This is a genomic window from Ensifer sp. Root1252 (assembly GCF_001425885.1).
Classification (GTDB): domain Bacteria; phylum Pseudomonadota; class Alphaproteobacteria; order Rhizobiales; family Rhizobiaceae; genus Ensifer; species Ensifer canadensis.
Genome location: NZ_LMDT01000005.1, coordinates 178,295 through 189,987 on the forward strand (window position 1 = coordinate 178,295; position 11,693 = coordinate 189,987).

Here is an 11,693-nt window from a genome sequence, read left to right on the forward strand (position 1 = left end):
GGCGCGGGTCCTGCCGGAGAAATATGCTCATGCTGGTCAGCAGAGGGTGCGCCCGAAGTTGGGGTCACAGTCAAGTGACACCACTCTTCAAACCGAAACGGCGAACGCCTGCGGTCACTGCGCGATCAGCTGTTTCAGCGGGTTATTGGGGGTGTCGGAGCTGTCTCGGATCCAAAAATCTTCTTTGAGCGCCATGAGGCTAAGTACGGCCCCAACGAGGACGCATAGCAGCACGATGAAGATGATGGCGGATCTGTTCATCACTCATATCAGGCTCAGAATGTGAGAATTCGTGGCGCAACCTTCCGGCGTCGCGTTCAGTTTCCAGCGCCATTGGTATTTGCCTCGCGCCTTAGCCGCGTAATGATTAAATACCGTCGCGCTCACGTGCGGCTACGAACTCGATCGCGTCCCCGACTGTCACGAGCTGTCCCATTAACTCGGTTGTGATGAATACTCCGAACTCTTCTTCGATCATCATCGACAGTTGCGAAATCTTCAGGGCATCTGCTCCTAGATCGTCGACAATCGAGGCGTCGTCCGGAAGGTCAGTAGCTTTGACATCTAACACTTCAATGAAGATCATTTTCATGCGGGTGGCAACATCGGTTCTTGTGATCTTCATAGGGCTGGCTCCGATGCGTTCTATTAAATCTTCTTCTGGTTTTCAGCTAAGGCGTTTGCCTTCTCTCGCGAGTTGCCGGCTTCCTAGATGATCTTGCGGACCTGGTCTTCGGTGAGGCCGTGCTTCCGCTTGAAGTAGTTCAATTCGTAGGCCTGCCCGGCGGCGACGCGGCCGCGATCCCGGCCAACGTTTTTCTTGTCGTCTGCCATTGGGTTCCTCCTTGTGTGTGGCCAAACACAACCGCGAGAGCCCCAGGTATATTCCAAGTTCTGTCGGAGTAGAGCAGTCCGGTGGCTCGCCAGCTCAGAAAGCTGGACGTCGCAGGTTCGAATTTTGCCGCCGCAACCGATTAATGCGCGGTGACTCTGGAGGCATCCGCGCCTTCACCCTGTCCGAGAAATTTCAGCAAGGCTGATAGCAAGGTTTCCGCCATTACCCGGTCGAGCGTGACCTCAATGACCTCGTCGTCCTCGGCCATCAACTCGAGGCGACCGACGAGCGGGTCAGTAGAGACCAAGTCAATATCCTTGCCTTGGTATTCAGCTTCAAGCACGGTCCAGTTGTACTGCATCGCCATCTCTCCTTCGTATTCACGGAACGATGAAACGCCATCGAGACGCGAGGTCTCACTTCAGCAGAAAGGAACCAGAATGCGCTTCCCTAGCTTCTCACATCACCACGGATTCCACCACTTGTTCGTGATCGCGGACATCTTCGCGGCGGTCGCGACGATCGTCGCATTCTTCGCACTCGCCGTCATCCGGTACGGCGTCGGTCGCACATGGCATTCGCAGCCTGGGCACCACTGCCTATCGCAAGATTGTCGATCTCCCGCCAGTCTACCGCGAGAGCTATGACAGCCACGGCCTCAGCCTCGAACCGGATCGAATGCGAACCTGATTCCGCTTGCCGGAAAGGAAGAGCTGGGCTTAATCGCCCGCTCTGCCGAACCCCTGCAAACCGTCAAGTCGGTTGACTGTAGCGCCGAGCGCGCTGACTGCCTCCATTGTGATCGCTAGGCTTTGCATAATCAGGGAAAGATCGTGGTCTTGATCCGGGTGAGCCAATTCGAGCGAACGCGTGTGAAGCCTCTGACTGACAGCGTTCAGCCGCTCGATAATATCCTCGTTCATTCAAACCTCCCGATGTTGTTGCTCCAGTAATGAAAAGGCGCGCGACAAACAAAGGTTCACTCCGGCGCTGACGAAAGGCAAATTATGATCGCCAAGCGCCCTACACCGCCTGAAACAATGTTCGGGGATGACTTCAAATCGTTCGTCCCGGCGGCTGATGTCGGTGAATGGGTCGAAGCGACATTCTTCGACTCTTCATCGCCGGTCGCCAATCCGGAACATGAGCATCTTGCCAATGCCCACATCGGCTATCTCTGGGGCAGATGCAGCCGGCGTCCGCGCAATGGTCGATGCAGCCAACCAGAAGCCCGAGATCGCAAGAGTGCGGATCGCACACGCATGTAGCACGTGTCAGCTAAGGGTGGCCTAGTCCATATCGAAAGCGGTCAGCTCTTCCATGGCTGCTCGCCCCTCGGCCTTCGCTCGGATCCGAGCCCCGACCAAGCGTCCCGATCGGATAGGCTTGCCGCCATCTAATAGGATCTGCCACTCCCACTGGTGCTGCCCGCGTCCAGTAAGCTGCAGTTTCAGTCTATCGGCGCTGTATCGTTCCAATTGCCGCTCCTTTGACGGGACTTTGACGGATCAATGGCCAAACCAAAACTCTCCGATGAGGTCAAGACCTACATCGTGCAGGCGCTGGCTTGCTTCGATAGCCCATCGGTCGTTGCCGCGGCAGTCAAGAAGGACTTCGGCCCCGATGTGAGCCGACAGCTCGTCGAGAGCCACGACCCGAACAAGAAAGCTGCCTCGGGCCTGCGTCCAAGTGGCGCGCTTTGTTCGAGGAGACCCGCAAGACGTTCCTTGAGGACACGCGGCCACCATCGCCATCAGCCACCGCGCAGTTCGGCTGTGGCTCTACAGCGCATGGCCGACAAGATGGAGCAGGCAGCCAAGGAAGTAGGGGACAGCTACACGAACCGGCGAGCAATCACCGGTCCAGACGGTGGCCCTGTAGAGGTGCGTAACGGTCTCTCCTGACCGTGCCTTCCCGCCTATCAACTATCGCATACTTCCCTGAAAGCAAAAGAGCTTAACACCATGAACCGACGCATCAACGCGGCGGGCTTCCGGAAATCTACAGGGAAGGCCGCTTTTTTGCGCCAAAAACTCGCGAGGCCAGCTATGGCTTCATCAGAATTTTGAGTGCTTGGATATCGTGAATCCGCTTTGATAGAAGTTGATGGGCATCGGTGCGCTCGGCGTGACCGGCATTGCGGCGATGGCGCTCGGTGTCAGCTTCGCCGAAGACATACGGCGAATCGTGTTGATTATAATCGGAAAGGTTTAAACCAATCGAGCGTCTCGCCATTCTTAGTTTAAACGCGTAGATTAGATCATTGCCAAATTCTCGCGGCCTTCCGTTCCGCAACTCTGCAGGGAAGGCCGCTTTTTGCGCCAAAAACTCGCGAGGCCAGCTAGGGCTTCATCAAAAGTTTGAGCGCTTGGATATCGTGAATCCCGCTTTGATAGAAACGGATAAGGTCTGCAGCAAGCGTGTCGGCTCGCTCGCTGCCTGGCGACAGATTCAATTCTTCCAGCAGATCATGAAAGACGCTCGCAATCTTTGCGAACTCGTCAGGGAGTATAATCTCGTATCGAGATGCAATCACCATAGCCCTAATCCCAGCCGACATCGAGTATGCGCCGTTGATGGGGATTACACTGGAAATTCGTTTGCCAAGTCTAACCCGATGATGCCGATCTCGTTCATAACCATTCTCCTCGCAGGAACACCCTCCACATATTGTCACATTCGAGGCCGTCGGGGGGCGTCCACCCCATCGGCTACCGCCTGGCCGTGCATGTCGAGCCGAGCGGCGTACGCATCATTGCCCGGGGCGGGCATGACTGGACCCAACGCTTCCCTGCGATCGAGGCCGCGGCAAAGGCGCTAGGCCATGATCCTCGACGGCGAGGCGGTCGTGCTAGACGATGCAGGCCGTTCGAACTTTGGCATGCTGCAGGCGGCACTCGGCGGCCGAGGCGGCAAGCGCGTCGCCGGCGAGGCGTTATTTTACGCCTTCGATCTCCTCTACTTTGACGGTCACGACCTGCGGGGCATGGAACAGCGGGAGCGTCGGACGATGCTCGAAGATGCGATCGCCGAGGGCGGCACGGTTATTCGATTGTCAGAAGAGATCGAGGGCGAGGGTGCGGCTATCCTTGCGCATGCATGCAAGCTCGGCCTTGAAGGTATTATCGCCAAGGACAGGCGGGCGCCGTACCGTTCCGGCCGGCTCGGTGATTGGCTCAAACTGAAATGCATCCAGAGCGACGGCTTTATCGTCGTTGGGTTCGAACCTTCAACGAAAGTGACCGGCGCGATTTCGCGGCTGTTGCTGGCGGCAAGGCGAGGCGACGAACTGGTCTATGTCGGCGGCGTCGGCACAGGCTTTGCTGACAAGATGGCCCGCGACCTCCGCAAGCAACTGGCAGCGATACCGGCGAAAGTGCCGCCGGTCACACTGAAGCGCAAGAACGTCGTGTTCTGCGAGCCCGCATTTGTCGCCGAGATCACCTATACGGAGTTCACCAGCGACGGGAAGCTCCGGCATCCATCGTTCAAGGGACTGCGCGAGCTGGCGGACAACGTCGATGTCTTCGAGCTCAAAAAAAAAATAGGCCCCTGCGTACAGGGGCCGAAGAGTGGGACAGCGGGTGCGGGGGGAGTGCCTGCCGTCCATGGGGTGCGAACAAAACGCGGTTCCCGGAAAATTGTTCCTGTGGATGAGCGCTGCCATAATGTCGACGACGCCTTCTTGGCTCGTTGCTGGATTTAAACCAAACCGCGGTGGTTTCGACACGCAGGGACTGTCGACGAGCGAGTAAGCCGAGATGGCCCCTTTTCATGGTTTCGCTGACAGTTTTTTGACTCGAGGAAGCCTTGCCCATTACTCCGCGACCGTTAGAAAGCCATTGTCGTAGGAGCAAAAAGACAGTCATGAAGAAGAGTGAACACTGGCCGGATGAGGCTTCAATCGTCACCTTCGCAGAGGGCGATCCTGATGAAAATCCATGGGTTGACGGGAAGCCGAAGCGCGAAGAGATTGAGGTCGAGGACTATAGTCCGCTGTGGGTTGAGACGTATGAGGTCCATAAGGCGCGGATTGAGGCGGTTACCCCGAAAATCGCGCTGAGCATCGAGCACGTTGGCTCGACGGCGGTGCCAGGGCTCCCCGCAAAGCCGGTTATCGACATTGATCTGATTGTCGCCGATCCTGAACGGGAGGACCAATACGTCCCGGCCCTTGAAGCACTTGGCTATGAACTAACGGTAAGAGAGCGCTCATGGTATCAGCATCGCATGCTGCGCCATGACAATCCGCGCATCAACCTGCATGTTTTTGGGCCGGGATCTCCAGAGCACGCGCGGCATATTCTGTTCCGAGATTGGTTGCGCGAGCGGCCAGCGGACAAGCAACGTTATGCCGATGCAAAGCTGCTGGCAAAAAACGGGGCTACAACCGCGCCTGACTACAACCTGAGAAAGCAGGATGTCGTGAGGGAGATCTACCGCAAAATCTTCGAGAGCCAAGGCTGGCTGGGAGATAGTTAGACGCGCGATTCACGAGCGAGCCGATAATCCCGACGTGTTTGAGCTCAAAAAATAGGCCCCGGGGAAGAGGGGCCTAATCAAGGTTCGGGGAACAACTTAAACAGAGTGTCCGGAAAAAGGTTCCCGCATCAATCCCGCTCGGCCAAAATTTTCTGCATCCGAGAGAGTTTGCTTTCCGCAATAGCAAGCCGCTGGACAAGCACGTTCGGTCTCTCGGCCTTGTCGTCCATTGAAAAGTCACCGATGATTTCCATCGGGTGGGCGTTCAGGACTTCGCAGATTTGAATCAAGGTTGGAACGGAAAGGCGGTTCGCCCCGCGCTCATATTTCTGGATCTGCTGGAACGTTATGCCAAGCGCCGCCGCCACCTTCTCCTGGGAAAGCCCCCGCATTTGACGGATTGTTCTGAGACGCTCACCAATTTGCAGGGAAAGCGCCATCGAGGTTTCGTTCATCTTGGCCATGTATACGCACTCCGCTTCTGAAACACGGGCCTATATGGAACAAGACCACTTGGCGTCACAACTCGCAGATCTGTGGGTAGACAGGCGCTTTCGAGCGGTGGCGGAGTTCACCCCTCGATGCTTGGCGCCGAGTAGCGCCACGGCGATTATCTCTGGCGCCGACCGGCGTCATCCCTGAACCGGGCGCACGCCACCAGCCGGCGCCTGTATCCGCACCTCGACATTCTTGCGGCCGCACTTGGCGCACTTGGCGTGGCCTCTGACATAGATCGGATGATCGCGCCCGAGCTTCTTCACGAACGGCTCTATCGGGCTGATTCCGCCGCGGCTGCAATCCAAGCACCAGAGATTAAACTGATAGCCGTCATCCAGCAGTTTTCCGAGCGTATCTATAATGACCGGCTGTTTCCTAGACATGCGCTTTCTTCCTCGATCGAGGTTTTGACAAGCCGCATGTCGTGAAAGGGCCCGCCAGCGCCAGTGGGTCAGGACTTCTTGGCCGGTGGCCATTCAATCCGGTGTTCGAAGCAATACCAGTTTGGCGCCGCCCGTCCGTGGGCATAGCCGAACGCGCCCCACTTCCTGCAGCCTGGATGTTCGCACAGGTGCTCGAACAGGCCGCTTTCCGCTCTCTTGGTAGCGCCAACTTCGTCGCTCATGCTCAATGCCTTCTGAGTATGTTTGTTCTACAAATGTTCTCATAGGCACAGAGAGTCAACGACCAGTTTTAGGGAGGGCGTCAGTGATGTTTCGGTGCGAGCAGCACGACGCCGGCGCCGAGGTCAAACATTTCCGTTTCCGCATTCATTGTCAGGTAATTGTTGTCCGCCAACTCGATCAAAGCCTCGGCGACTTCATTTCGTGACCAACCGGCGGCCTCGGCTTTTGCGGCCAAATATTGGAATTCAGCCTCAAGCGCTTCCTGGCAGTGAAGGCTGCGATCGGGATGGCATTTCGAATGCTTCGGCGCGGGGATTTTCGGCATGGCGTTTCCTCCTGCACAATATGTTAGGACGCGGGTTGCCGTGCACAAGGCTTAGCTAATTCACAGATGCTCTCTCGAACATTATGTGCTCCATCCGCGCCGGTATGCCTCCTCGAGCATGTCTCGCCACATGTCGCCATCGTAACTTGCCTCAGCAAGCAGGAAGACGGCCACAAAGCAAAACCTCGCGCAGCCGGGCCAGTGGATCGAGTTCCGACCTATTTCTTAGGTCCGCAAATCAACGGTCGAAGCTCCTGCACGATCACGCCCGCCTTGGGCGATAGCATCACGCCGATCCAGCTGTCGGAAAATGTTCCAGCCTCATCGACAGGTGAAAGCCTTCGTTTGTCGCGAGTTCGATTTTCACCTCACTGCCGATCGGACTGCCGGCGACGGTCTGGACGTAGTGGCGCTTGATCGGATGGTCGTTTCCCGCCTCATCGATCAGTCGGTTCTCGCTATAGTCTACCGCGATTTCGCCGATCTCCCCGCTCGACTTGCAATCGATCAGCCGCTCGCACCGAATGACCGAGGTGAAAGCGCAGGTCCAGGTGAGGCCGCTACGCCACATCGGATTGTCCCCCGCACTTGCGGTGGTCGCCGCAAGGAGCAGTGCCGCAGCCAACGGTTTCTTCAGGATTGTCTCATCCCCCTTTGGTCCGAATGCATAGTTCGAAGCGAAAACGTGGGGCGATGATAAACTATAATTTATAATTCGTGCAATGACTCCGTGACCGGACGATACACGTTCAGTTGTCGCTAGATTTCACGCCCATCATCAACTCTTGCAGAGGAACCTTCAGATTCGTGCTAATCCGCGTAATGACCTGCAATGATGGGTTGGCTGTCCCATTAAGGATTCCAAAATAGTAAGGATTGGTAATCTCACAGAGACGAGCCATATCTTTTTTAGCCAGCCCGCGCTTTTCCCGCTCGCGCTCCATGACCATCGCCATGTTTCGCAGGATCATCGTCCCAAGGTCTGTGTCGGGCTTCTTACGCTTGCTCGTCGCCATAGGATAAACTATAATTTACTCGTTGCTGTGTTTGATGGGATATTGCCGATGTTTGCCAAAGCTAAGTCTGTAACCGTCCTCGTCGCAGTGTTTCTGACGACCGCCGCGCTTCCCACCCCCGCTTCTGGGAGCGAATGGGGTTGCGAAGTCTTGCTGTGCGCGTCGTCTTCCAATCCCTCTTGGCGCGGTGTTCCCGCCTGCCATCCGCCGGTGGCTCGCCTCATCTCCGCGATGAAGAAGCCGGGATTCAATTGGCCGACCTGCCCCGAAGGAGGGACGGGATCGCCAGGCTACGAGAGATATGCGGAATGCCCGGAAGGCTATCAGGTGAGGAGCAGAAGGGACGGCGACGGCTTCCCCAGGAAGGGCGACCTGTGCATCAAGACAGTCAACATTTGCCAAGGCAATGCGCACGGTCTTTACAACTCTGATCGGCAGCGGCGCTGCATACAATCGGTCTCCATTTCTCGGCCTCTCAGGTCAGAGCCCTACTTCTTCGACATCAAGAATGATACTTCTGGCAAAACCGAGCGGCATTGGTTCGGCTTGCACAAGTAAACGGATTCGAGCGGGTAAGGAAGGTTTAATCCATGCGATGTGTCAACCGCCACACCCTTCTCGGCCACGTCTTGAAAGTGAACATTTGCCACCAATCGGGAATGGGTTGCCACATGGTGACAGCAAGTCGGCGACCGCCTGATTCCAGGTTGCGATCCTCGACAAAAAGCAGGCCGAGTGGATCAAGGATAGCCTCGGGCAGGTCTCGTCTATGTCGCTCCCGGATCTCGAATGCCAGCTACGAGCGGGACGGTGAACAGGTTTACACCATCGACGTCATCGCGCAGCATCTTCAACCCGCTTTCGGAGAGCAGGGCTCACAACCATCAATAAAACTCTTGGGCGACTTGTCCCTCTGAGCCACCGCCCGTTCCGGTCGGCCGCGCTCGATGCCGCCGGCACGAAGCCTGCCTTCGGCTGTCTCCGCCGATTGCGGTAACGATCGCTTGTCCAGTCGGGTGCTTCGCGCCCGTACAGGAAGCCCGTTCCGGGCCACATCTTTGTTTCCGCCCCATGACAGCGGTGCCCGAGCCGGTCAAGCGGCCCGTGAAGCCGTTGCATCTTCCGCGCCAGTCCGCCGAGGGCGGACCCGAGAAGATGCGCCACCTTCCGCGCCACACCGCTTGACAGTCTCGCTCCCCGCCGTGGGGCGGGCTCAAGCCCACCCCCTCTGTCCGGGGGAATGTCAGAGGCCATTCCCCCGGAAAGACCGGGGAGGCTTCGCCCGAAAGGGGCTTCCCTTCGGGAAACGGGAAAACAGGAGACAGACAATGAGCATCTACGCCCGAACCGCCCGCTTCGACACCGGCCGCGCCCTGACCGAAACCGAGATGCGCCATATCGCGCCGTCAATCTTTGCCGTGACCGCCCATGAGAGCCGGTCCGAACGTTTCAAACCCATCCCGACCATCGAGGTATTGCGCGGCCTTATGAACGAAGGCTTCATGCCCGTCGGCGCCAAGCAGTCGCGCAGCCGCATCGAAGGTAAGGCCGATTTTACCAAGCACCTCATCCGGCTACGCCGCATCGATGACGGCAAGATCTACAATGTCGGGGATACGGTTTGCGAAATTCTCCTGAAAAACGCCAATGACGGAACCAGCGCCTACGAGCTGATGGCCGGGCTTTTCCGTGTCCGTTGCCTCAATTCCTTGGNCGCCAATGACGGAACCAGCGCCTACGAGCTGATGGCCGGGCTTTTCCGTGTCCGTTGCCTCAATTCCTTGGTGACGCAGACCGGCACCATCGATGCCATCAAGGTCCGTCATTCCGGTGACGTCCAACACAAGGTCATCGAGGGCACCTATCGCGTTCTCGGCGAGGCTGAGCGAACCCTTGCCGCCCCGCAGGACTGGTCGACCATGCGGATGAACCATGAGGAGGCGGGCATTCTTGCGGATGCCGCCCATGTTCTCCGCTTTGGAGACAACGAAGGCGAGACGACCACGCCCATCAGGGCGGAGCAGTTACTTGTCCCCCGCCGCCACGACGACAGCGCCAATGATCTATGGACCGTCTGGAATGTGGTTCAGGAGAACGCCATTAAGGGCGGATTGCGCGGCGTCGGCCGTGACGATCTCGGAAGGCCCCGTCGTGTGAAGTCCCGCGCCGTCAATGGGATTGATCAGGATATCAAGCTCAACAAAGCCCTTTGGCTCCTCGGCGAAAGGATGGCGGCGCTGAAGGCGTGAGCACGCAAGTCAGGTGTGCCGCCGAAAGAGGCGGCGCATCGCCCAGCGCTCGGAAATCCGTCCGTTCGAAGGAAGCATCATGACGACCAAACTTCGCACCCTCACCCCTGAAGAGCACGCCACCCTTCAGGCTTACGCGCTCGAAAACGGTCGCCGTTGGAAATCCAAACTCCGCGAAGACTGGATGAATGCTCGTACCACCGGCATCCTGCAGGCGCTTCGCAATTCGCACGGCCCTAGCTGGTTGGTGTCCTACTCCCTGACGAAGCGATCACCGCCAACCGAAGGCGAGTAGCCAGTGATCCCCGTGACGGCCGACAAGCGTGTAAGCGTCCGCTTCTCCCGGTCAGGAAATATCGGGAATCCGGTCCGCGATTTTCAGGAGATAGTCGTCGATCGCCTCCTCGATGTAGCTGTTGAACTTGCGGCGCTCGACGGCCGCGAGGATCTTCAACGTCTTGTGGACCTCGGCACGAATATGGATTCCGGTGGTGACCTTTTCGGTGTCGCGAAAGCGCTTTCCGGCGATCGGATCGCGGCTTTCGCCTTTGGCAACCAGGTCGCGGAACTGGGTTCGGCCAACGGTCGGCTGTTTTGAGATGGACGCCCCCTCATCTTCGCGGCTTATCCGAGGAGGAGAGGCGGCCGGTTTTTCGCGCACGGTTGGACGCTCGCGGCCAGTCGAAATCAGCCCAAGGACGAGATTCTTGCTGTCCGATCCTTCGCTCATAGCTGAGCCTCCTTCGCGGTCGATCTATAGAGAGCGAGGAGTTCGCCAAGCAGCGTTTCCATTTCTGCGATCGCCTTCGGATCCGACCTCGCCGTGGTCTGCAGATGCCTCCTTCGCGGTCGATCTATAGAGAGCGAGGAGTTCGCCAAGCAGCGTTTCCATTTCTGCGATCGCCTTCGGATCCGACCTCGCCGTGGTCTGCAGCGTTCCGGCCGCGCCAATCGATTGATAGGAGGCGCGCCGCGCTATTGGCTGGGATGCGAGGGCGACCCCACTTTCCCGCAGGATTTCGCGTAGCGGTTCGTGTGCCTTTGCCCGGCCGGTGACGAGATCGTGCTGGTTGATGACGATCATCGCCGCGAGCTTGCGCTTCTGATCCTCCTCGACCACGGGGATGTGATTGAGCGCGAGTTGCATACCGGCGACSACGTCGTCCTGGGTCGTCTGCAGCGGGATCAGAACGATATCGGCGCAGTAGAGGCCGGCGAACAAGTTCTCGTTCGTCGTTCCCTCGATGTCGATGAAGACGACTTTGCCCTGGCGTTGGCGCTGGAGCGCCATTTTGTAGATGCGGTTCGGATCGAGGCAGCTTTCCGCTTCCAGGCGCTCCGGCCAGACATTCATCTGTTTCGACATCGTGACCCAGCGCATCGTGTTGGCGCGGCTATCGGCGTCGATCAGAAACACGTCATTGCCCGCATGGGCTGCCGTCCCCGACAGCGCGCGAACGAGCGTGGTCTTCCCGGTTCCGCCCTTCGGGTTGGCGATAGTGACGATCATGGTGGCTCCTTCAGTTCAAGRATAAATTATAATTAATTACAAAAGTTGCCTTTCGCAACGTAATTATTGCCCGTTGCTCGTTCACCATTGATGATTGATGACCGATGATTGCCCGCTGACGACGGGTAATGGTCAATAGGCAATCAACAATG

At 57.6% G+C, this 11,693-nt stretch carries 20 protein-coding genes and 3 pseudogenes; 9 read left to right on the top strand and 14 right to left on the bottom strand.

The genetic code is table 11. The features are described from left to right. Nucleotides 1-114 precede the first annotated feature (114 nt). The 5 genes from ASD02_RS38025 to ASD02_RS07945 form a co-directional block, all read right to left on the bottom strand. A complete protein-coding gene (locus ASD02_RS38025; protein WP_156408130.1) occupies nucleotides 115-261 on the bottom strand; it encodes a hypothetical protein in 147 nt (48 codons plus the stop codon). 106 nt (nucleotides 262-367) lie between these two features. Further along, a complete protein-coding gene (locus ASD02_RS07930; RefSeq protein WP_057218640.1) occupies nucleotides 368-625 on the bottom strand; it encodes an acyl carrier protein in 258 nt (85 codons plus the stop codon). Nucleotides 626-708: 83 nt separating this feature from the next. Further along, nucleotides 709-834, bottom strand: a complete 126-nt coding sequence (locus ASD02_RS36815) for a DUF3606 domain-containing protein (RefSeq protein ID WP_082555491.1) — start codon at nucleotides 832-834, stop codon at nucleotides 709-711. A 140-nt stretch (nucleotides 835-974) separates the two neighbouring features. Further along, nucleotides 975-1,196, bottom strand: coding sequence for a hypothetical protein (locus tag ASD02_RS07940; protein ID WP_057210360.1), 222 nt, complete (start codon nucleotides 1,194-1,196; stop codon nucleotides 975-977). A 358-nt stretch (nucleotides 1,197-1,554) separates the two neighbouring features. Further along, nucleotides 1,555-1,758, bottom strand: coding sequence for a hypothetical protein (locus ASD02_RS07945; RefSeq protein WP_057210362.1), 204 nt, complete (start codon nucleotides 1,756-1,758; stop codon nucleotides 1,555-1,557). A gap of 84 nt (nucleotides 1,759-1,842) precedes the next feature. Here ASD02_RS07945 and ASD02_RS07950 point away from each other — a divergent pair, with 84 nt between their 5' ends. From ASD02_RS07950 to ASD02_RS40355, 3 genes and pseudogenes are all read left to right on the top strand, one after another. Beyond that, complete coding sequence (locus tag ASD02_RS07950; RefSeq protein WP_225906552.1) at nucleotides 1,843-2,103, top strand: hypothetical protein; 261 nt, start codon at nucleotides 1,843-1,845, stop codon at nucleotides 2,101-2,103. 243 nt (nucleotides 2,104-2,346) lie between these two features. Continuing rightward, nucleotides 2,347-2,739 (top strand): annotated as a pseudogene (locus ASD02_RS07960) (DUF2280 domain-containing protein). A 202-nt stretch (nucleotides 2,740-2,941) separates the two neighbouring features. Then, complete coding sequence (locus ASD02_RS40355) at nucleotides 2,942-3,049, top strand: DUF1515 family protein (protein ID WP_082555492.1); 108 nt, start codon at nucleotides 2,942-2,944, stop codon at nucleotides 3,047-3,049. A gap of 127 nt (nucleotides 3,050-3,176) precedes the next feature. Here the strand turns inward: ASD02_RS40355 and ASD02_RS07965 are convergent, their stop codons facing one another. Further along, nucleotides 3,177-3,374 (bottom strand): hypothetical protein, encoded by a 198-nt coding sequence (locus tag ASD02_RS07965; protein ID WP_057258458.1) that lies wholly within the window; start codon nucleotides 3,372-3,374, stop codon nucleotides 3,177-3,179. A 170-nt stretch (nucleotides 3,375-3,544) separates the two neighbouring features. Between ASD02_RS07965 and ligD the strand changes: the two are divergent. Together ligD and ASD02_RS07975 are read left to right on the top strand one after the other, a co-directional pair. Then, nucleotides 3,545-4,370, top strand: a pseudogene (gene ligD, locus ASD02_RS07970) (non-homologous end-joining DNA ligase); the annotation flags it as partial. Nucleotides 4,371-4,702: 332 nt separating this feature from the next. Then, nucleotides 4,703-5,317 carry a GrpB family protein gene (locus ASD02_RS07975; protein WP_057218647.1) on the top strand — a complete coding sequence of 205 codons (615 nt, stop codon included), beginning with the start codon at nucleotides 4,703-4,705 and terminating at the stop codon, nucleotides 5,315-5,317. 128 nt (nucleotides 5,318-5,445) lie between these two features. On the opposite strand, the gene ASD02_RS07980 is transcribed toward ASD02_RS07975, so the two are convergent. The 6 genes from ASD02_RS07980 to ASD02_RS08000 form a co-directional block, all read right to left on the bottom strand. After that, entirely contained in the window at nucleotides 5,446-5,781 is a 336-nt protein-coding gene (locus ASD02_RS07980; protein WP_063978344.1) for a helix-turn-helix domain-containing protein, read from the bottom strand. Between the two features lie 168 nt (nucleotides 5,782-5,949). Continuing rightward, nucleotides 5,950-6,198: a hypothetical protein gene (locus ASD02_RS07985; protein WP_057218648.1), complete on the bottom strand. Its 249-nt coding sequence runs from the start codon at nucleotides 6,196-6,198 to the stop codon at nucleotides 5,950-5,952. A 68-nt stretch (nucleotides 6,199-6,266) separates the two neighbouring features. After that, nucleotides 6,267-6,440 (bottom strand): hypothetical protein, encoded by a 174-nt coding sequence (locus ASD02_RS39150; RefSeq protein WP_164474907.1) that lies wholly within the window; start codon nucleotides 6,438-6,440, stop codon nucleotides 6,267-6,269. Nucleotides 6,441-6,520: 80 nt separating this feature from the next. Further along, complete coding sequence (locus tag ASD02_RS07990) at nucleotides 6,521-6,766, bottom strand: hypothetical protein (RefSeq protein ID WP_057218650.1); 246 nt, start codon at nucleotides 6,764-6,766, stop codon at nucleotides 6,521-6,523. 286 nt (nucleotides 6,767-7,052) lie between these two features. Further along, nucleotides 7,053-7,391 (bottom strand): hypothetical protein, encoded by a 339-nt coding sequence (locus ASD02_RS07995; protein WP_057220510.1) that lies wholly within the window; start codon nucleotides 7,389-7,391, stop codon nucleotides 7,053-7,055. Nucleotides 7,392-7,515: 124 nt separating this feature from the next. Then, nucleotides 7,516-7,782 (bottom strand): helix-turn-helix transcriptional regulator, encoded by a 267-nt coding sequence (locus ASD02_RS08000; protein WP_057220511.1) that lies wholly within the window; start codon nucleotides 7,780-7,782, stop codon nucleotides 7,516-7,518. Between the two features lie 48 nt (nucleotides 7,783-7,830). Here ASD02_RS08000 and ASD02_RS08005 point away from each other — a divergent pair, with 48 nt between their 5' ends. The 4 genes and pseudogenes from ASD02_RS08005 (at nucleotide 7,831) to ASD02_RS08015 (ending at nucleotide 10,326) form a co-directional block, all read left to right on the top strand. After that, complete coding sequence (locus ASD02_RS08005; RefSeq protein WP_057220512.1) at nucleotides 7,831-8,340, top strand: hypothetical protein; 510 nt, start codon at nucleotides 7,831-7,833, stop codon at nucleotides 8,338-8,340. Between the two features lie 830 nt (nucleotides 8,341-9,170). Continuing rightward, a partial coding sequence (locus ASD02_RS39625) for a DUF932 domain-containing protein (RefSeq protein ID WP_244494191.1) occupies nucleotides 9,171-9,495 on the top strand: 325 nt, incomplete at its 3' end. 1 nt (nucleotide 9,496) lies between these two features. Then, nucleotides 9,497-10,031: pseudogene (locus tag ASD02_RS39630) on the top strand (DUF932 domain-containing protein); the annotation flags it as partial. 79 nt (nucleotides 10,032-10,110) lie between these two features. Next, nucleotides 10,111-10,326 carry a hypothetical protein gene (locus ASD02_RS08015; protein WP_063978346.1) on the top strand — a complete coding sequence of 72 codons (216 nt, stop codon included), beginning with the start codon at nucleotides 10,111-10,113 and terminating at the stop codon, nucleotides 10,324-10,326. A gap of 51 nt (nucleotides 10,327-10,377) precedes the next feature. On the opposite strand, the gene ASD02_RS08020 is transcribed toward ASD02_RS08015, so the two are convergent. Both ASD02_RS08020 and ASD02_RS08025 read right to left on the bottom strand, forming a co-directional pair. Beyond that, nucleotides 10,378-10,761, bottom strand: coding sequence for a hypothetical protein (locus tag ASD02_RS08020; protein ID WP_057258460.1), 384 nt, complete (start codon nucleotides 10,759-10,761; stop codon nucleotides 10,378-10,380). A 24-nt stretch (nucleotides 10,762-10,785) separates the two neighbouring features. Then, a complete protein-coding gene (locus tag ASD02_RS08025; RefSeq protein ID WP_057258461.1) occupies nucleotides 10,786-11,541 on the bottom strand; it encodes a ParA family protein in 756 nt (251 codons plus the stop codon). Between the last annotated feature and the right edge of the window lie 152 nt (nucleotides 11,542-11,693).

What these genes read in the sequence shown, in the direction of transcription:
- ASD02_RS38025 (WP_156408130.1), bottom strand. Translation starts at nt 261, where the DNA reads ATGAACAGATCCGCCATCATCTTCATCGTGCTGCTATGCGTCCTCGTT.
- ASD02_RS08020 (WP_057258460.1), bottom strand. Translation starts at nt 10,761, where the DNA reads ATGAGCGAAGGATCGGACAGCAAGAATCTCGTCCTTGGGCTGATTTCG.
- ASD02_RS07975 (WP_057218647.1), top strand. Translation starts at nt 4,703, where the DNA reads ATGAAGAAGAGTGAACACTGGCCGGATGAGGCTTCAATCGTCACCTTC.
- ASD02_RS07980 (WP_063978344.1), bottom strand. Translation starts at nt 5,781, where the DNA reads ATGGCCAAGATGAACGAAACCTCGATGGCGCTTTCCCTGCAAATTGGT.
- ASD02_RS07985 (WP_057218648.1), bottom strand. Translation starts at nt 6,198, where the DNA reads ATGTCTAGGAAACAGCCGGTCATTATAGATACGCTCGGAAAACTGCTG.
- ASD02_RS07930 (WP_057218640.1), bottom strand. Translation starts at nt 625, where the DNA reads ATGAAGATCACAAGAACCGATGTTGCCACCCGCATGAAAATGATCTTC.
- ASD02_RS39150 (WP_164474907.1), bottom strand. Translation starts at nt 6,440, where the DNA reads ATGAGCGACGAAGTTGGCGCTACCAAGAGAGCGGAAAGCGGCCTGTTC.
- ASD02_RS36815 (WP_082555491.1), bottom strand. Translation starts at nt 834, where the DNA reads ATGGCAGACGACAAGAAAAACGTTGGCCGGGATCGCGGCCGCGTCGCC.
- ASD02_RS07940 (WP_057210360.1), bottom strand. Translation starts at nt 1,196, where the DNA reads ATGCAGTACAACTGGACCGTGCTTGAAGCTGAATACCAAGGCAAGGAT.
- ASD02_RS07945 (WP_057210362.1), bottom strand. Translation starts at nt 1,758, where the DNA reads ATGAACGAGGATATTATCGAGCGGCTGAACGCTGTCAGTCAGAGGCTT.
- ASD02_RS07990 (WP_057218650.1), bottom strand. Translation starts at nt 6,766, where the DNA reads ATGCCGAAAATCCCCGCGCCGAAGCATTCGAAATGCCATCCCGATCGC.
- ASD02_RS07950 (WP_225906552.1), top strand. Translation starts at nt 1,843, where the DNA reads ATGATCGCCAAGCGCCCTACACCGCCTGAAACAATGTTCGGGGATGAC.
- ASD02_RS07965 (WP_057258458.1), bottom strand. Translation starts at nt 3,374, where the DNA reads ATGGTGATTGCATCTCGATACGAGATTATACTCCCTGACGAGTTCGCA.
- ASD02_RS08015 (WP_063978346.1), top strand. Translation starts at nt 10,111, where the DNA reads ATGACGACCAAACTTCGCACCCTCACCCCTGAAGAGCACGCCACCCTT.
- ASD02_RS08005 (WP_057220512.1), top strand. Translation starts at nt 7,831, where the DNA reads ATGTTTGCCAAAGCTAAGTCTGTAACCGTCCTCGTCGCAGTGTTTCTG.
- ASD02_RS40355 (WP_082555492.1), top strand. Translation starts at nt 2,942, where the DNA reads ATGGGCATCGGTGCGCTCGGCGTGACCGGCATTGCGGCGATGGCGCTC.
- ASD02_RS08000 (WP_057220511.1), bottom strand. Translation starts at nt 7,782, where the DNA reads ATGGCGACGAGCAAGCGTAAGAAGCCCGACACAGACCTTGGGACGATG.